This is a genomic window from Pseudolysinimonas sp., assembly GCF_049651805.1.
Classification (GTDB): Bacteria; Actinomycetota; Actinomycetes; order Actinomycetales; family Microbacteriaceae; genus Pseudolysinimonas_A.
Window position 1 is genome coordinate 1 of record NZ_JBASCU010000002.1, and the last position, 18,089, is coordinate 18,089.

The window sequence follows — 18,089 nt, forward strand, 5'->3', positions numbered from 1 at the left end:
GCCACCCGCCGCTCGGCGGGGGCGGGTCGTCGGCCGACTCGATGCGCAGGCGATCCGGCAGCAGCGACAGCACCGCCGCGACCCCGATCGCGAGCAGGGTGAACGCGAGCGCGCGCCAGAAGGTTCCGGCATCCACCGCGCCGCCGGCCGCACCGACGATGACGAGCGACCCGAACGAGCGGGCGACGCCGAGCGCGCCGACCACGACCACGAGCACCGCGAGGATGTCGCCGGCCGCCGCGACTCGCAGCACGAAGGCGCGATCCTCTGGCCGACCCGACGGAATCGGCTTTCCGAGCTTGCGTGGCCGCATCATCAGCCACAGCTCGAGCGCGCCCGACACCAACACGATGCCGCCCGTCACGACCAGGAACACCGTGAGCGGCGCCGCGTCGATGTGATCGCGCAAGGGACCTGCGGCGTAGATCAGCGCCGTGACGAGCACGATCAGGAACGGCAGCATCCAGAGCACGTAGCGCCGACCCGGCCACGCGCCACGCGCCGTCTCGGGGGTCGTCGCGCCGTAGACGCGCGGTTCGCCCGCCCCGCCGCGACCGCGCACGTGGGTCTCCCAGTAGAGCTGCGCCCGCTTTCGGCCGAGCAGGAACGAGGCTCCCGCGAGCGCGAGAATCGCGACCATCGCGGAAGCGAAGTGCCCGTAGCCCTGCGCGGTGTCGGCCCAGGCGCGCTCGACGTCGGGCAACTGCTCGAGCAGCTCGTGCCACGGGGGGAGCAATGACAACGCCGTGAGCACCACGACCACGACCAGGGAGAGCCGCTGCGCGTATACGGCGTCCCAGCCTCGCCGCAGCATCGCCCGCACGTCACCGCGAAACTGCGAAAGCAACAGGAACGACAGCGCGAGCAACCCGGTGGCGGCGAACTTGACGGTCGCCGCCCCCGCGATCGCCCACTGCAGGGCGAGCGGGAAGGGGTCATGAGCTGCGAGCACTCCCGCCGCGACGCCGAGCAGCGCATCCTCCCCGACGTCGGCGGTCAACAGGATCAGCCAGGCGACGAGCGCCCGCCATCTCGCCCGGCGCCGCACCACCTCGTCGTCGGTGAGCTCCGTCGTCGCCGTGACCGGCGGCATCCATCGGGCGATGCCCCGCGCGATCAGGTGACTGTAGAGGCCGATGAACGCGAGGTCGAGCAGCAGGTACAGCAGGATCGCCGCCCACGGGCTCGCCGGGATGACGGGGTCGGCTCCGGTGGTGGCGGCCCAGCCCTCCCACCCGCCGATGCGGGTCAGCGCGAGCGGACCGGTCATCCCGAGGATCGACAGGGTGTTGCTCTGGGTGCCCGGGAATTGACCGGCGACCCGGTCGACCTCCTCGAAGGCGAGGAACAGCACGACGAGGGCGACCAGCACGACCGGGTTCGACCGCACCCGCACCCCGACCGCGTGCATCAGATTCGACACTTGCCTCCCTGCGGCTCGTTGCGGGTCAGGGTACCCCTGCGGTGGTTGGCGGGGATAGGCTGACCGCACAATCGAACATCGGGCCGCACGCGATGCGGGAGAGTCTGCCCCGCGGGTGCAGACACCGAAGGAGCAAGCCTCCCCGCCAATCTCTCAGGTACACGTACCGCATCGCACAAGGCCACTCTGGAAAGCGCCCCCACGCGGAGCGCGGGGGCGGGTCGAGTAGCGTCCGGCAAGGCCGGGCGCGTGCCGAGACCTCCCGCACAGCGTGGAAGCCGCCGTAGGTGAAAACCCGTTCGCGGGTGAAACTCTCAGGCACAAATGACAGAGGGGGAGTTCTCACCACTGAAATCGATGGAGAACTCCGTGTCCGACTCTCAATCCCGCCTCTCACCGCTCGACGACGTGCACGTCGCGGCGGGTGCGGCATTCACCGACTTCGCCGGCTGGAAGATGCCGGTGCGCTACGGCTCCGACCTCGCCGAGCACGAGACGGTGCGCACCGCGGCGGGGCTGTTCGACCTGAGCCACATGGCGGAGTTCCTGGTCGGCGGCACGCACGCGGCGGCATTCCTCGACTACGCCCTCGCCGGGCAGGCGTCGGCGATCACGCCCGGCCGCGCGAAGTACTCGCTGCTGCTGGCGGAGGATGGCGGCATCCTCGACGACCTCGTCGTCTACCGTCTCGACGACGAGCGCTTCTGGGTGGTCGCGAACGCCGCCAACCACGACATCGTTGCGGCGGCCCTCGCCGAACGTCGCGCCGACTTCGATGTCGCGGTCACCGACGAGACCGACCGTTCAGCACTGTGCGCGGTTCAGGGCCCGCGGTCGCTGGAGGTGCTGAGTCGACTCGAAACGATCATTCTTCCTGATCCGCGCACGTTGGACGGCATCCCGTATTACGGCATCGTCGAAGGCCGGTACGGAGACGTGAGGGTGCTCGTCGCCCGCACGGGCTACACCGGCGAAGACGGTTTCGAGCTCTACCTGGATGCCGCCGCAGCGCCCGCGCTGTGGAACGACCTCGTGGCGGCCGGCGCGGTGGCGTGCGGACTCGCCGCCCGCGACACCCTGCGTCTCGAGGCCGGGATGCCGCTCTACGGTCACGAACTCTCGACCGAGACCCAGCCGGTGCAGGCCGGCATCGGCCGCGTCGTCGCCCTCGGCAAGCCCGGCGACTTCGTCGGTCGCGCTGCCGTCGAATCCGGGCCGCCGGAGGGCGCGCGGGTGCTCGTCGGCCTGACCGCCGAGGGCAAGCGCGCCGGCCGGGCGGGCTACCCCGTGCTGCGCGACGGCGTGCCGGTCGGCGAGGTCACGAGCGGTGCGCTCTCACCGACCCTCGGCATCCCGATCGCGATGGCGTACGTCGATCCCGACGCGGCCGAAATCGGCACCGACCTCGCCCTGGATGTTCGCGGCACGGCGATCCCCGCCCGTGTCGTTCCGCTTCCCTTCTATTCACGAAAGGCCCTCTCATGACCGAAGTGCACTCCACGCCGGGCACCTACTTCACCAAAGACCACGAGTGGCTCACCGTCGACGGCGATGTCGCGACGGTCGGCATCACCACCTACGCGGCCGACAAGCTCGGCGATGTCGTCTACGTCGACCTGCCCGCCGTCGGCGCGTCGGTCGCCGCGGGCAAGGTCGTCGGCGAGATCGAGTCGACCAAGTCGGTCGGCGAGCTGTTCGCCCCCGTCGACGGCGAGGTCGTGGAACGCAACGACGCGGTCGTCGACGACCCGTCGATGGTCAACGCCGACCCGATGGGCGCGGCGTGGCTGATCAAGGTGAAGTTCACCGAGCTGCCCGCGCTGCTGTCGGCGGCCGAGTACGAGGAGCTGACGCAGGGATGACGCTCTTCGCCGACCGACACATCGGTACGGATTCCGCGTCGCAGCAGATCATGCTGCAGGCGATCGGGTACGCCGGTGTCGACGAGCTGATGGATGCCGCGGTGCCGTCCGGCATCCGGGCCACCGCCGCGCTCTCCCTCCCCGAAGCGCGGTCGGAGCGCGAGGCACTCGCCGACCTCCGCGTGCTCGCCGGACGCAACCGCGTGCGCCGCAGCATGATCGGGCTCGGCTATCACGGCACCATCACGCCCGCGGTCATCCAGCGGAATGTGCTCGAGAACCCCTCGTGGTACACCGCGTACACGCCCTACCAGCCCGAGATCTCGCAGGGCCGGCTCGAGGCGCTGATCAACTTCCAGACGATGATCGCCGACCTCACCGGGCTCGCCACGGCCAACGCGTCGATGCTCGACGAGGCCACCGCGGTGGTCGAGGGGATGCTGCTCGCCCGCCGGGCGTCAGGGTCGGCATCCAACGTCTTCCTGGTCGATAGCGACGCCCTGCCGCAAACGCTACGCCTGCTCGCGCACCGCGCCGAGCCCCTCGGTATCACCCTCGAAATCGTCGACTTCGCCGGTCTCGACACGTCGCCTTCGGCGACTACTCGACCACCGATGGAGGCGTTCGGCGCGTTCATCCAGTACCCCGGAGCGTCGGGTCGCGTGTGGGATCCGCGCGCCGTCATCGAGTCGGTGCACGCGGCCGGCGGTCTCGTCGTCGCCGCGGCCGACCTGCTCGCCCTCACCCTGCTCGCATCCCCGGGCGAGCTCGGCGCCGATGTCGCGGTCGGCACCAGCCAGCGCTTCGGCGTGCCGATGGGCTTCGGCGGCCCGCACGCCGGCTACCTCGCCGTGAAGGCCGGACTCGAGCGGCAGATGCCGGGTCGTCTCGTCGGCGTCTCGGTGGATGCCGACCGCCACCCCGCCTACCGCCTCTCGCTGCAGACGCGGGAGCAGCACATCCGCCGCGAGAAGGCGACGAGCAACATCTGCACAGCTCAAGTGCTGCTCGCCGTCATGGCGTCGATGTACGCGGTCTACCACGGGGCGTCGGGCCTCAAGTCGATCGCGCACCAGGTGAACCGGCTGACCCGGCTGATGGCGGATGCCCTCGGCGACGCGGTCGTGCACGCCGACTACTTCGACACGCTGCTGGTGAATACCCCGGATGCCGCTGCCGTCGTCGCCGAGGCGGCGGAGCGCGGTTACCTGCTGCGCCTCGTCGACGACACCCACGTCGCCGTGTCGCTCGACGAGACGACGACGGCGCACGACGTCGAGACGGTGCTCGGCGCGTTCGGCGTCGACACGCAGCTCGGGTTCAAGCCCGCGGCGGTCGGAGTGCCCGAGTCGCTCGTGCGCACCTCGCGATACCTCGAGCATCCGGTGTTCTCGGCCCACCGGTCGGAGACGACGATGATGCGCTACCTCAAGCACCTCGCCGACAAGGACTACGCGCTCGACCGAGGCATGATTCCGCTCGGCTCGTGCACGATGAAGCTCAACGCCGCGACCGAGATGGCCGCCGTCACCTGGCCGGAGTTCGCCGACATCCATCCCTTCGCCCCGGAGGCCGACACCGAGGGCTACCGCGACCTCATCGCGCAACTCGAGGGCTGGCTCGCCGAGCTCACCGGATACGACGCCGTCTCGCTGCAGCCGAACGCCGGGTCGCAGGGCGAACTCGCGGGGCTGCTCGCGATCCGCGGTTACCACCGCGCGAACGGCGACGACAGCCGCACGGTGTGTCTCATCCCGTCGTCGGCCCACGGCACCAACGCGGCATCCGCCGTGCTCGCCGGCATGAAGGTCGTCGTCGTCGCCTGCGACACCGACGGCAACGTCGACCTCGACGACCTCCGGGCGAAGATCGAGCTCCACGCCGCAGAGCTCGCGGCGCTGATGGTCACCTACCCCTCGACGCACGGTGTGTACGAGCACAAGATCCTTGAGATGACCAAGGCCGTCCACGACGCGGGCGGGCAGGTGTACATCGACGGCGCCAACCTCAACGCGCTGCTCGGGTACGCGCGCTTCGGCGACATCGGCGGAGACGTCTCGCACCTCAACCTGCACAAGACGTTCTGCATCCCGCACGGCGGGGGCGGCCCGGGTGTCGGCCCCGTCGCGGCGAAGGCGCACCTCGCGCCCTACCTGCCGCGCGGGGAGGAGAACCCGGTGAGCGCTGCGCCGTACGGCAGCCCCAGCATCCTGCCGATCTCGTGGGCGTACGTGCGCATGATGGGACCCGACGGGCTCACCCGGGCCACGGGAGCCGCCGTGCTCGCCGCCAACTACGTCGCCGCCCGGCTGCGGGAGCACTTCCCCGTGCTCTATGCGGGCGAGAACGGGCTCGTCGCGCACGAGTGCATCCTCGACCTGCGCCCCCTGCGCGACGCGACCGGGGTCACCGTCGACGACGTCGCCAAACGGCTCATCGACTACGGCTTCCACGCCCCGACCATGTCGTTCCCGGTCGCCGGCACCCTCATGGTCGAACCGACGGAGAGCGAAGACCTCGGCGAGATCGACCGCTTCATCGACGCGATGATCGCCATCAAGGCCGAAGCGGATGCCGTGGGTCGCGGCGAGTGGGACGCGGCCGACAACCCACTGGTCAACGCCCCGCACACCGCTGAGTCGGTGATCGCGGGGGAGTGGACGCACCCCTACCCGAGAGAACTCGCCGTCTATCCGGCGCCGGGGCAGATCCCCTCGAAGTACTGGCCTCCGGTGCGGCGCATCGACCAGGCGTACGGCGACCGCAACCTGATGTGCGCGTGCCCGCCGATCGAGGCGTTCGCCTGACCTCGGTGGTCGAGTAGCCGCGCAGCGGCGTGTCGAGACCCACGCGGCAGGTCTCGACACGCGCCCTCCGGGCGCTACTCGACCACAGAGAGTCGGGGCGTAGCTTAGGCACGTGAAACTTCTCGCGGCGTTTCGGGCTTCGCGGCGGCAGCCGTGGCTTCAGGTCGCGAAGTCGGCGATCTCGACGATTCTCGCGTGGCTCGTCGCGGGGGCGCTGTTTCCGGCGCACCTCCCGGTGTTCGCCGCGATCGCGGCGCTGCTCGTGGTGCAACCGAGCCTCAACCAGTCGGTCGCGAAGGCGATCGAGCGGTCGGTGGGGGTCGTCGCCGGAGTCGTGGTGGCATCCGCGCTCGCGCTCGCTTTCGGGCAGACGACGTGGGTGATCCTCGTCGCGATCGCGGCGGCTCTGCTGATCGCCTGGCTGCTCAAGATGACGACCGGCACGTCGAACCAGGTCGCGATCAGCGCGCTGCTCGTGCTCGGGCTCGGGGCGGCGACGCCGAGCTACGCCGTCGATCGGGTGCTCGAGACGATCATCGGCGCGGTGATCGGGTTCCTCGTGAACCTGGCTCTCGTGCCACCCGTCGCGTTGCTGCCCGCGAGTCGCGCGGTCGACGGGCTCGGCGACGAGATCGCGGCATCGCTCGAGCGGCTCTCCGGCGCTCTCGCCGCGCCCCAGACGCCGCAACAACTCGAAGAGCTGATGATCACCGCGCGGCTGATGCGGCCGATGGTGGTGTCTGCGGACGCAGCGTTGACGGCGGCGGCCGAGTCGCTGACCTTGAACCCGCGCGGCCGACGGCGACGCGACGAGTTGGAGCGGCTGGAGGCGACCCTGCGGCGTTTCTCGCCGATCGTCACCCAGGTGATCGGCATGACCCGCGCGGTCTACGACCGGCACGACGATGGGCTTGCCGCCGAGCCCGCGGTGCGGGCGATCGCCGAGCAGTTGCGCCGGGCCGCGCACGATGTGCGCCGCGCGACGCGTCGAGCCGTCGCCGACCCGGCGGAGCCGCCGACAGAGTCGCTCCCCGCACTCACCGCACCCCTCGCGATCGGAGTGCCCGCGTCGGAGCATTGGATCCTGATCGGGTTCCTGCTCGAAGACCTGCGCCGCATCCACGAGGCCCTCAGCGACGACCCGGCGCCGTGACGACGCATCGCTTACCGTGAGGGCCATGCTCCGACTCGTGCGCCGCGGCTACGCGGAGACCGTGGGCGCGCTGACGCTCATCGTCGTCGTGGTCGCCGTCGCGTGGTTCGCGATCGGGGGCTACCTCGGCTACATCCTGATCGGCCGGCCGTCGGACCGCACCCGGCACCTGTGGCCCTTCACCGTTCTCCCAGTACCTCTATGCGCGCCAGCACCGGTCGTCGCGGGTACCCGAGGTCGGTGAGCAGCTCCCCGATTTCCCGCTGCTCGCGGCGCGGTTCGACGTCCCGATGGACTTCTTCATCGACACCGACGGCGAGGCGGCGCGCGCCCGCGACCTCGTACGGGCCGGCGGGGTACCGGTGATCTACGGATCGGCTAAGCGGGCGGCGCGAACAGCTCCGGCCACGCGCTCGCCGCAGCGGGTGCTCCCACGAAGACGACGGAGTTGATCGCGAAGTGGGTGACGACGAACGGGATCACCCGGCGCTCTGAGCCACGCGTGTAGAGCCAGCCGAACACGACGCCCATCGCGAAGTTCGCGACGAAAGCGCCGTAGCCCTGATACAGGTGATAGGTGCCGCGGATGGCGGCCGAGGTGAGGATGATCGCCCACCGCCCGAAGCGGAGGTCACCCAGGCGGGCGAACAGGTAGCCGATCATGATCACCTCCTCCTGGATGCCGGCGCGCGCCGCGGTGAGCAGCAGCACCGGGATTGTCCACCACTGTTCGGTGAGGTTCGAGGCGTCGATGCCCACGCCGATACCGAGGGCGCGTCCGGCGAGGAAGACCCCGAGGCCGCCGATGCCGATCGGCAGGGCGAGGCCGAACCCGAACAGCGTGTCGCGAACCGGATGCCGCGCGTCGATGCCGAGTCGGCCGAGGTGGGGGCGCGTGGCGCTCCAAAGCAAAAAGCACACGAGAGCGACCGGGAACAGGTCGGAGGCGATGCCGAGCAGCTGGTAGAGCAGGTCGAAGAGCGGCCGGGAGTCGCGACTCGGCACGATCGTCGCGGTCTGCTGCGCGAGCGGCTTCTCGAAGGTCGCGCGATTGATGAGGGTGACGATCGAGTAGAGCGCCGACATCCCGAGCGAGACGCCGAGCACGATGACGATCTCGGCGACGATGCGCCCTCTCACCAGTGCCGTCGGCGTTGGTGCCGTCACGCGACAGGCCGCGGCATCGCGCACGCCGGCGTGCCGCCGGGAAGCCGGTGGCGGAATCGCGCGATCAACGCGTAGGCGACCGCCGCAGCCCACGAGAACGGGGGAGTGACGAGCAGATGCCCGAGGAACCTCCACCGTGCCGGACGCTGGCGACGCAGGAGTGCGGCCACCGCGGCATGCCCGCGAAAGCGCTCACCGTCGGTCACCAGCCACACGTAATGGGTGACGTCGTGGTGGCTCAAACCGAGCGATTCGTGGTCGATCCACTGCGAGGGCTGCGACTCGGGAAAGGCGGGCAGCACCCGTTCGAGGCGGCGGACCCAGGTTGTACAAAAGGCACAATCGCCGTCGAAAACGAGTAGGGACGTCGGCTGTGCCACATCTCCATGCTACGTGGGGCCAGCTCGGACGTTAAGCGGAACGCTTTCGGCCTGATTGCAGGAAATCTGCGTCACGCGCCCGTTTCGTGCAAGATCCTGGCGTAGGCGCAGGAATCCTCAGACCGCGTTTCCACCTTGTAACGATTCCTCTCACAAGTTTTGACCCGCGCTCTCCGCGTATCTAGGGTCGGAGATATCCGGCGTGGCACGTCGGGGTCCGCCGTTGTGCCACGCCTCTCATTGCACAGGAGGAACATTGCGTATTCGCAGATTCGGCGCCGCAGGCGTTGCGATCGCGGCCGCTGCTCTCGTTCTCGCAGGCTGCAGCACTCCGCAGTCCGAGGTCGTAGAAGACAGCACGGTCACCGTCGCGTGGAACCAGCCGTTCTACTCGTACAACGGCAACACGTCGTTCGGTAACGCCACCGCGAACAACAACATCATCTATTCGACCAACTCGTGGTTCAACTACTACAACAACGTTCCGGAGCTCGTTCAGGACACGTCGTTCGGTAGCTACGAGCTCGTGTCGGAAGATCCGCTCACGGTCACCTACACGGTGAACGAGGGCGTCAAGTGGAGCGACGGCACCGCCGTCGATGCCGCCGACCTTCTGCTGGTGTGGGCCGCGAACTCGGGTGTACTGAACACCCCCGATTTCGACCCGTCCGACTTCACCGACCCCGAAACGGGCGAGTTCACCGAGGACTTCCCGACCGACGTCGTGTTCTTCGACGGCGCGATCGGTGCGGGCCTCGAGAAGGTTGGCTCGCTGCCCGAGGTGGGCGACGACGGTCGTTCGATCACCCTCGTCTACGACGAGCTGTTCGTCGACTGGGAGCTCGCATTCCCGCAGGGCCTTCCGGCGCACGTCGTCGCGAAGAACGCTCTGGGCCTCGACGACAACGCCGAAGCCAAGACAGCCCTCATCGAAGCCATCCAGGACAACGACGCCGAGGCACTCGCCGCGATCTCGTCGTTCTGGAACAGCGGTTTCAACTTCTCGGAGATGCCGTCCGACCCCGAGCTCGTGCTCGCCACCGGCCCGTACATGATCACCGACTTCGTCGCTGACCAGTACATCGAGCTGTCGGCGAACCCGGAGTACACGGGTGACCACACGCCGCAGGTTGAGACCATCACGGTGCGCTTCATCCCCGACCCGCTCGCGGCCGTCCAGGCGCTCGAGAACGGCGAGGTGGATGTGATCCAGCCTCAGGCGACGGCCGACGTGGCCGACGCGCTCGCCGCGATCGACGGCATCACCGTCCTTGGCGGTTACGAGGGCACGTATGAGCACATCGATCTTCAGTTCGACAACTCCAAGAACGGTCACTTCAACAACCCGCTCATCCGTGAGGCGTTCTTGAAGACCGTTCCGCGTCAGCAGATCGTCGAGACCCTCATCAAGCCGCTTCAGCCCGACGCCGAGGTGCGCAACTCGCAGCTCTTCCTGCCGGGTGCCGATGGCTATGACGAGACCGTCGAAAACAACGGGATGGCCGAGAACTTCGGCGAGGTCGACATCGAGGGCGCCAAGGCACTGCTCGCCGAGGCCGGCGTCACCAACCCCGAGGTCTGCATCCTGTACGCGACCAACAACCCGCGCCGCGTGAACGAGTTCGCGCTCATCCAGGCGAGCGCGAACCAGGCCGGGTTCAACGTGACGGACTGCGGCTCTCCGCAGTGGGGTGGCCTGCTCGGCACCGCCGGCGCGTATGACGCGACCTTCTTCGGATGGCAGTCGACGAGCCTCGGTGTGACGAACGCTTCGGCGAACTACATCACCGGCGGCATCAACAACCTCAACTTCTACAGCAACCCTGAGGTTGACGAGCTGCTCGGTCAGCTCGACGTCACGTTCGACGCCGAGGAGCAGATCGAAATCCAGCTGCAGATCGACAAGCTGCTGATGGACGACTTCTACGGTCTGACGATCTTCCAGTTCCCGTCGACGGCGGCCTACAGCGACCGGGTGGCGAACATCGACCCGTCCACGCTCGCGCCGTCGATCTTCTGGAATGTCTGGGAGTGGGAGCCCACGGAGAGCAACGTCGTCGAGGAGTAATCCTTCGACCTCGGAGTAATCTCTCCTGATCCACACCGGGCGCTGAGGCTTCTCGCCTCAGCGCCCGGTACTGGGCCCCCTCAAGATCGGAATCCGGCTTCATGGCCTCATTCGTCGTGCGGCGACTGATCGCATCGGTCCTCGTCTTCCTCGCCGCTACGTACCTCATGTACAACCTGGTCGCCTTCTCGGGCGACCCGCTCGAAGAACTGAAGCAGGGCAACGCTCCGAACAAGGAGCAGCTCATCGCGTCGCGCATCAAGTTGCTGGACCTCGACGTGCCGCCACCGCTGCGTTACTTCCTCTGGATCGGTCGCATCTTCGGGATCAACAGTTCGAAGGGGTTCTTCAATCTCGGCGTCAGCGTCGAAGGCCGAGATGTCAACGCGATGCTGGGCCAGGCGCTCGGCTCGACCCTGCAGCTCGTCACGATCGCCACGATTGTCGCGATCATCCTCGGCATCATCGTCGGCATCACGACGGCGCTGCGCCAATACAGCGGCTACGACTACAGCGTCACGTTCATCTCGTTCCTGTTTTTCTCGTTGCCGATCTTCTGGGTCGCCGTGCTGCTCAAGCAGTACCTCGCGATCGGACTCAACGACTTCCTGCAAGACAATCCACAACTGCCCTGGTGGTTCATCGCCATCGGAGCGCTCCTCAGTGGGCTCCTCTGGGGCTCGATCCTGCCCGGCACCTGGCGACGCAAGGTCATCACTTTCTTCATCGCCGCAGGTGCGGCGGCAGCGGTCGGCCTGTACATGAACCTCGCCGACTGGTTCACCTACCCGCATCTGGGCATCGTGGGAGTCGGGATCACCGCGATCACGGCGGGGGTCGGCATCCCGGCGATCGTCACGGGGCTGCAGAACAAGCGGGCGCTGCGCACCGGCCTCATCGTCGCCGGCATCGGGCTCGCGATCTACGCACCGTTCATGTACTGGCTGTCCTATTTCGTGACCGAGGTCTGGATGCTGGTGGGCCTCGCGATTCTCGCGGTGGTCGTCGGCGGCGCCGTCGGCTACCTGCTCGGCGGCGACGACAAGCGCCCGATCATCCGCGTCGGGGCGATCGTGGCGTTCATCGTGTCGTTTGTGATCGCGGTGGACCGGTTCATGTGGGTGTGGGACAACTATTCCGCTTCGGGTCGCATCCGCGACCGGCCGATCGCGACGATCGGTTCGGCGACCCCCGGGCTCGAGGGCTCGGTCTGGGTGCACGGCGTCGACGTCTTCACGCACCTGCTGCTGCCGACCGTCGCGCTGATCCTGGTCTCGTTCGCGACCTACACCCGTTATTCGCGTGCGAGCCTGCTCGAGGTCATGAACTCCGACTACATCCGCACGGCCCGCGCCAAGGGGCTCACCGAGCGGGCCGTCGTCGTGCGGCACGCCTTCCGCAACGCGCTGATTCCGATCGCGACCATCGTCGCATTCGACATCGGCGGAATTGTCGGCGGCGCGGTGATCACCGAGCGGGTCTTCGCCTTCACCGGGATGGGACAGTTGTTCGTCAACGGCCTCGACAACGTGGATCCCAATCCGGTGATGGCCTTCTTCCTCGTGGTGGGCTTCCTCGCCATCCTCTTCAACCTGCTCGCCGACCTTGTGTACGCGGCGCTCGACCCCCGGATCCGGGTGACTTGATGACCTACTCCGTGCCGCCCGGCGGCGAAGAACTCGACCACCCGATCGAGGCCGAGAACGCGATCGAACTCAAAGAGATCGAGGGCCTCTCGCAGGCCCAGATCGTGCGTCGCCGGTTCTTCCGGCACAAGGGCGCGATGATCTCGATCTTCGTGCTGGCGTTCATCATCGTTCTCGCCTTCAGCTCCGTCGGCTTCGACGTGATGGGGTTCAAGACTCCGGGGTGGTGGATGTGGACCTGGACGCAGATCCCGGAAGTACTGGATCGCGGACGGCCGACCCTGTCGCTGATTCCCGAGTGGCTCGGCGGCAGCGGCTTCCGCATCGGTGAGCACCCGTTCGGTCAAGACGAGGTGGGCCGCGACATCTTCGCGCTCACGATGCGCGGCACCCAGCAGTCGCTCATGATCCTGGTCGTCGTCGGAATCGTCGCGACGGTGATCGGCACGACGCTCGGCGCGCTCAGCGGGTATTACCGCAAGTGGGTCGACCCGGTGATCATGCGGTTTACCGACATCGTCATCACCATTCCGCTGATCGTCGTCGGCGCCGTGCTGGGTCGCACGTTCGGCGAACTCGGCGCCCTGGTGCTCGCGGTGATCATCGGTCTCTTCACCTGGACCGGACTCGCCCGCCTGGTGCGAGCCGAGTTCCTCAGTCTGCGGGAGCGCGAGTTCGTCGACGCCGCCCGGGTCGCCGGAGCGAGTGATCGTCGCATCATGTTCCGGCACATCCTGCCGAACTCGATCGGCGTCATCATCGTCAACGCGACGCTGTTGATGGCCGCTGCGATCCTGCTCGAGGCCGCGCTGTCGTTCCTCGGCTACGGCGTGCAGTCGCCCGACACGTCGCTCGGCAAGATCATCTCCGACAATCAGGCCGCGTTCTCGACCCGCCCGTGGCTGTTCTGGTGGCCGGGCCTCTTTATCATCGCGATCGCCCTGTGCATCAACTTCGTCGGCGACGGGCTGCGCGATGCGTTCGACCCGCGGCAGAAGCGGGTGCCCAGCGACCGCGCGCTGCGCACGGCCGCAGCGCGGCTGGACCGGGGCCGTCACAACGACGCCGTCGAGCGTGAGGGCCTCTGATGCGGCTAGAGCACAACGCTGAGGGCGGTCGCAGCCGCGAGCACTGCGCAGGTCACGATGAGGGTCAGGTGCGGAACGCGTCGCGATCCCGTACCCGTTCCGGGCTGGTCGAGCAGACCGTCGTCGCGCAGCTCCTCCCAGTGGGTGCGGATGACGTGAGCGATCGCGCCGCTCGGAGTCGACAGCGCGTCGCCGGGCCGGATACTCGCGCCGGCCGCTCGGGCGCTCGACGCGGTGCGGGTCACGTCGCCGCGCGTCGTGCCGATGATCGAGTAGCGACCCGGGGCCGGGCTCGCCCAGGCCGACACGGTGCCGCGATCGGTCTCGAGCGCGAGAGCCCATTTGGTGTCGATCCGGCGGATCGCCGCCCACGGCACGTGGTGCGTCGAGAAGACGTTGCGGATTTCGATCTCGTCGGCCCGCACGCTGACGCTGGGAAGCCAAAATGCAGCGAAGACCAGCGTCACGGTCAAGCCGATCGGCGCCACCGAGCGCAGCGCGAACAGCGGGTCGCCCGCGACGACGCTGGACGCGATCGCCCCGACGCCGAGTACGGCGATCACGATCGACAGGATGCGGCCGAAAAGCGGCCGGTACGTCGTCTCTGGGAATCGCACGCTTTGATCATTTCAGAAGGCACTGACTTGTCAGACGCCACCGAGGAGTCACGATGAACGCCGCGACGCCGGCCGACGGTCCCGCCGACACCCGGAAGGCCGCCGAGAATGTGCTCGAGGTCATCGGCCTCGGGGTCGACTTCTGGGTCGACGGCCAGTTCTATCCCGCCGCCAAGGACCTCAACTACACGGTGCGCCGCGGCGAGGTGCTCGCGATCGTCGGTGAGTCGGGCTCGGGCAAGAGCTCGAGCTCGATGGCGCTGCTGGGTCTCCTGCCGCAGAACTCGAGGGTCAGCGGCTCGATCAAGCTGCTCGGGCGCGAGCTGCAGGGCATCCCCGAGTCGGAGCTGCGCAAGGTACGTGGCAACTCGATCGCGGTGATCTTCCAGGAGCCGATGACGGCGCTCAACCCCGTGTACACCGTCGGTTTCCAGATCACCGAGGCGTTGCGGTCGCACTTCGAGCTCTCGCTCGACACCGCGCGTGAGCGTGCGGTCGAGCTGCTGCGCATGGTGGAGATCCCCGACCCCGAGCGCTCGTTCCACAAGTACCCCCACCAGCTCTCGGGCGGTCAGCGGCAGCGGGCGATGATCGCGCAGTCGATCTCGTGCGATCCCGTGCTGCTCATCGCCGACGAGCCGACCACCGCGCTCGACGTGACCGTGCAGGCCGAGATCCTCGATCTGTTGCGCAACCTGCACCGCCGCCTCGACTCGGCGATCATCCTGATCACCCACGACATGGGCGTCGTCGCCGACCTCGCCGACCGGGTCATGGTGATGAAGGACGGCGTCGCGGTCGAGCACGGCAGCGCCGACGAGATCTTCAACCGTCCCCAGCATCCCTACACCCAGTCCCTGCTCGCCTCGGTGCCGCATCTCGGTACCGCGGGGCCGACCGTCAACGAGACGATGGAGGCGGCGCGCGGCCCGGTGGAGCCGATTCTGCGATTCGAGAACGTCTCGATCGAGTACCCCAAGCGGGGTCGGGTGCCTGCCTTCCGCGCGGTCGAGAACATCGACCTTGAGGTATATCCGGGCGAGATCGTCGGCCTGGTGGGTGAGTCCGGATCGGGCAAGACCACGCTCGGGCGCGCGGCCGTCGGCCTGTTGCCGGTCGCCGAGGGCAAGCTCACCGTCGTCGGCACCGACATCTCGGATGCGTCGTTCAAGGATCTGCGCCCCATCCGCCGCCGCACCGGCATCGTCTTCCAAGACCCCGGATCGTCGCTCAATCCCCGCATGCCGATCGGGCAATCGATCGGGGAGCCGCTGCTGCTCGCCGGCGAGGCGAAGGGTGCCGAGCTCGACCGCCGCGTCGAGACGCTGCTCGACCAGGTCGAGCTGCCCCGGTCGTACCGCAACCGCTACCCGCACGAACTCTCCGGCGGTCAGCGTCAGCGGGTCGGCATCGCGCGCGCACTCGCACTCGCACCCGAGCTGCTGGTGGCCGACGAACCGACCAGCGCCCTCGATGTGTCGGTGCAGGCGCGCTTCCTCGAGCTGCTGCAGGGGCTGCAGGAGCAATTGCAGTTCGCCTGCCTGTTCGTCAGCCATGACCTCGCCGTCGTCGACCTGCTCGCGCACCGTATCGCCGTGATGCACCGCGGCCGGATCGTCGAGCAGGGCACGCGCGACGAGATCCTGCGCAGCCCGAAAGACCCGTACACGCAGCGGCTCATCTCCGCGGTCCCCGTCCCGGATCCCGAGGAACAGCGCCGCCGGCGCGAGTCCCGTCGCGCGTCCTGAGCGCTGCTCATAGGCTGAGCGGATGACGATCCGGCTCGCGCGTGCACGCTCACGTGCGGCGCAGCGGGTCGTCATCGCCCGCGCTCGCGGCACGAGCCCGGCTGCTGCTCGCGGACGAGCCGACGGGCCAGCTCGACAGCGAGACCGCGGCATCCATCATGCGTCTGTTGCGCAGCCTCGTCGACGCGACGGGCCTCGCTGCCGTCGTGTCGACGCACGACCCACGGGTGGCCGCGTTCGCCGACCGCGTGCTCGAGATGCATGACGGACGGATCGTTCCCGCCGCCGTGGGGAAGCGTCCCGTAGGCTCGAAGGGATGACTCTGCACCCGCCGAGGACGGCGCTCCGGATCACGGGAGTCGCCGCCGTCGCCGCCGCACTGCTGCTTAGCGGTTGCACCACCTCGACGGTCGTCGAAGGCAGCACGGTCGGGGTGGCGGTGCCCGAGCCGTTCACGTCGCTCAACCCGGCGACGTCGTTCGGCCGTTCCAGCGCGACGAACGCCGACGTCGCCTGGCTCACGGGCGGGGCGTTCGCCTACTACGACGACGCCTACCGCCTGGTCGAGGACTCGTCCTTCGGCACAGCGGAGGTCGTCGCCGAAGACCCGCTGACGGTGCGCTACCAGATGGCGGCCGATGCCCGGTGGTCCGACGGAACGCCGATCGACGCGGCCGACCTGCTGCTCGCCTGGGCCGCCGACTCGGGCGTGCTCAACACCCCCGACTTCGACGACGCCGACTACGTCGCCCCCGAGACGGGTCGCTTCACCGACGACTTCCCTGACGATGTCGTCTACTTCGACGGCCGCATCGGCGCGGGCCTGGAACTCGCCACCCAGACTCCGCAACTCGGCGACGACGGCCGCACCCTGTTCGTGCGCTTCGACGAGTACGTGCCCACCTGGCAGACGCTGCTCAGCCCCGGCATCCCGGCGCACGTGCTGCAGACGCTCGCAACCGAACGCGACTACGAGGATGCCGACAGCGCCAAAGACGATCTGGTCGCCGCCATCCTCGACGGCGAGACCGACGCACTCGCGGCCCTCTCCCGCACCTGGAACGACGCGTACAACATCGACGAGACCGGCGGCGACCGCACACCGGAGGACGCGACGCTCCTGCTCTCCGCGGGACCGTACGCCGTGACCGCGATCGACGCCGCCGGGGTCACGTTGGGCGCCAACCCGCAGTATCGGGGTGCGCGGCGGCCCACGATCGAGACGATCCGGGTGAGGTTCTCGCCCGACCCGCTCGAGACGGTCGGGCTGCTCCGCGACGGCGAAGTCGACATCGCGACCGCCGAACCCACGGAGGAGACCGCCGCCGCGCTGCTCGAGGTCGACGGGGTGAGCGTCGTCGCCGGCACCGACAGCCGCATCGAGCACCTCGACCTGCAGTTCGCCGACGGTCGTACGGATGTCTTCGCCGACCCGCTCGTGCGCCAGGCGTTCCTGCACGTCGTGCCGCGGCAGCAGATCCTCGACGAGTTGGTGACGCCGGTGCAGCCGGATGCCGTGCTGCTCGACTCCTTCCTGCTGCGCCCGGGCGCCGACGGCTACGCCGACGGGATCGCCGACAACGGGTCGGCCGACTACGCCGCGACGGACGTCGACGCCGCCGTCGACCTGCTCGCCGAGGCCGGGGTGACCGCCCCGACCGTGTGCCTGCTCTTCGACCCCGCGAGCGAGCCTCGGAAGCAGCAGTTCGAGCTCATCCGCGACAGCGCCGCCCGCGCCGGGTTCACCGTCACCGACTGCTCGAGCCCCGACTGGCAGGGCCTCCTCGGGGTCGCCGGTGCCTACGACGCCGCACTCTTCGCCTGGGACACCACCCGTCTCGGCCCGGGCGCCGCCGGTGCCATCTTCCGCAGCGACTCCGCCCTCGCCAACTTCAACCGCTACAACAACCCCGACGTCGACGCCCTCGTCGACGAACTCGCCCGAGCCACCGACCCCGGCGAACAGGCCCGCCTCGCCGCCGAGATCGACACCCACCTCTTCGAGGACGCCTACGGCCTCCCCCTTTACGCCTACCCCACCCTCACCGCCATCAGCGGCGACGTCACCAACGTGACCCGTAGCCCACTGGCACGTGGGGTGTTCTGGAACGCTTGGATGTGGGCGCCGGC

The 18,089-nt window shown here is 68.5% G+C and carries 15 protein-coding genes and 1 riboswitch; of the genes, 11 read left to right on the plus strand and 4 right to left on the minus strand.

Annotated features, from left to right (window positions below; genetic code table 11):
* A partial coding sequence (locus WBL06_RS00015; RefSeq protein ID WP_424453922.1) for a hypothetical protein occupies positions 1 to 1,423 on the minus strand: 1,423 nt, incomplete at its 3' end.
* An 85-nt stretch (positions 1,424 to 1,508) separates the two neighbouring features.
* Positions 1,509 to 1,602: riboswitch (glycine riboswitch) on the plus strand.
* 190 nt (positions 1,603 to 1,792) lie between these two features.
* Here WBL06_RS00015 and gcvT point away from each other — a divergent pair.
* The 5 genes from gcvT to WBL06_RS00040 all read left to right on the plus strand — a co-directional run bounded on the left by gcvT (position 1,793) and on the right by WBL06_RS00040 (position 7,489).
* Positions 1,793 to 2,908 (plus strand): glycine cleavage system aminomethyltransferase GcvT, encoded by a 1,116-nt coding sequence (gene gcvT, locus WBL06_RS00020; RefSeq protein ID WP_424453923.1) that lies wholly within the window; start codon positions 1,793 to 1,795, stop codon positions 2,906 to 2,908.
* Positions 2,905 to 3,285: a glycine cleavage system protein GcvH gene (gene gcvH, locus WBL06_RS00025; RefSeq protein WP_424453924.1), complete on the plus strand. Its 381-nt coding sequence runs from the start codon at positions 2,905 to 2,907 to the stop codon at positions 3,283 to 3,285. The genes gcvT and gcvH overlap by 4 nt, the downstream gene beginning before the upstream one ends.
* Positions 3,282 to 6,092: an aminomethyl-transferring glycine dehydrogenase gene (gene gcvP, locus WBL06_RS00030; protein WP_424453925.1), complete on the plus strand. Its 2,811-nt coding sequence runs from the start codon at positions 3,282 to 3,284 to the stop codon at positions 6,090 to 6,092. Before gcvH ends, gcvP begins: the two co-directional genes overlap by 4 nt.
* 112 nt (positions 6,093 to 6,204) lie before the next feature.
* Entirely contained in the window at positions 6,205 to 7,245 is a 1,041-nt protein-coding gene (locus WBL06_RS00035; protein ID WP_424453926.1) for an FUSC family protein, read from the plus strand.
* 25 nt (positions 7,246 to 7,270) lie between these two features.
* Positions 7,271 to 7,489, plus strand: a complete 219-nt coding sequence (locus WBL06_RS00040) for a hypothetical protein (RefSeq protein ID WP_424453927.1) — start codon at positions 7,271 to 7,273, stop codon at positions 7,487 to 7,489.
* A gap of 134 nt (positions 7,490 to 7,623) precedes the next feature.
* Here WBL06_RS00040 and WBL06_RS00045 read toward each other — a convergent pair whose 3' ends face one another.
* Entirely contained in the window at positions 7,624 to 8,412 is a 789-nt protein-coding gene (locus WBL06_RS00045) for a CPBP family intramembrane glutamic endopeptidase (RefSeq protein ID WP_424453928.1), read from the minus strand.
* A complete protein-coding gene (locus tag WBL06_RS00050; RefSeq protein ID WP_424453929.1) occupies positions 8,409 to 8,792 on the minus strand; it encodes a thiol-disulfide oxidoreductase DCC family protein in 384 nt (127 codons plus the stop codon). The genes WBL06_RS00045 and WBL06_RS00050 overlap by 4 nt, the downstream gene beginning before the upstream one ends.
* A gap of 256 nt (positions 8,793 to 9,048) precedes the next feature.
* Here WBL06_RS00050 and WBL06_RS00055 point away from each other — a divergent pair, with 256 nt between their 5' ends.
* The 3 genes from WBL06_RS00055 (at position 9,049) to WBL06_RS00065 (ending at position 13,594) form a co-directional block, all read left to right on the plus strand.
* Entirely contained in the window at positions 9,049 to 10,860 is a 1,812-nt protein-coding gene (locus tag WBL06_RS00055; RefSeq protein WP_424453930.1) for an ABC transporter family substrate-binding protein, read from the plus strand.
* 101 nt (positions 10,861 to 10,961) lie between these two features.
* A complete protein-coding gene (locus WBL06_RS00060) occupies positions 10,962 to 12,506 on the plus strand; it encodes an ABC transporter permease (protein WP_424453931.1) in 1,545 nt (514 codons plus the stop codon).
* The gene (locus WBL06_RS00065) at positions 12,506 to 13,594 is read left to right on the plus strand and encodes an ABC transporter permease (RefSeq protein WP_424453932.1); all 1,089 of its coding nucleotides are present in this window, start codon (positions 12,506 to 12,508) and stop codon (positions 13,592 to 13,594) included. The genes WBL06_RS00060 and WBL06_RS00065 overlap by 1 nt, the downstream gene beginning before the upstream one ends.
* Positions 13,595 to 13,599: 5 nt before the next feature.
* On the opposite strand, the gene WBL06_RS00070 is transcribed toward WBL06_RS00065, so the two are convergent.
* Entirely contained in the window at positions 13,600 to 14,211 is a 612-nt protein-coding gene (locus tag WBL06_RS00070; protein ID WP_424453933.1) for a PH domain-containing protein, read from the minus strand.
* A gap of 53 nt (positions 14,212 to 14,264) precedes the next feature.
* Between WBL06_RS00070 and WBL06_RS00075 the strand changes: the two genes are divergently transcribed.
* The 3 genes from WBL06_RS00075 to WBL06_RS00085 form a co-directional block, all read left to right on the plus strand.
* Positions 14,265 to 15,959, plus strand: a complete 1,695-nt coding sequence (locus tag WBL06_RS00075; protein WP_424453934.1) for a dipeptide ABC transporter ATP-binding protein — start codon at positions 14,265 to 14,267, stop codon at positions 15,957 to 15,959.
* 41 nt (positions 15,960 to 16,000) lie between these two features.
* The gene (locus tag WBL06_RS00080; protein WP_424453935.1) at positions 16,001 to 16,279 is read left to right on the plus strand and encodes a hypothetical protein; all 279 of its coding nucleotides are present in this window, start codon (positions 16,001 to 16,003) and stop codon (positions 16,277 to 16,279) included.
* On the plus strand, positions 16,276 to 18,089 hold a 1,814-nt coding region (locus WBL06_RS00085), incomplete at its 3' end, for an ABC transporter family substrate-binding protein (protein ID WP_424453936.1). The genes WBL06_RS00080 and WBL06_RS00085, both read left to right, overlap by 4 nt.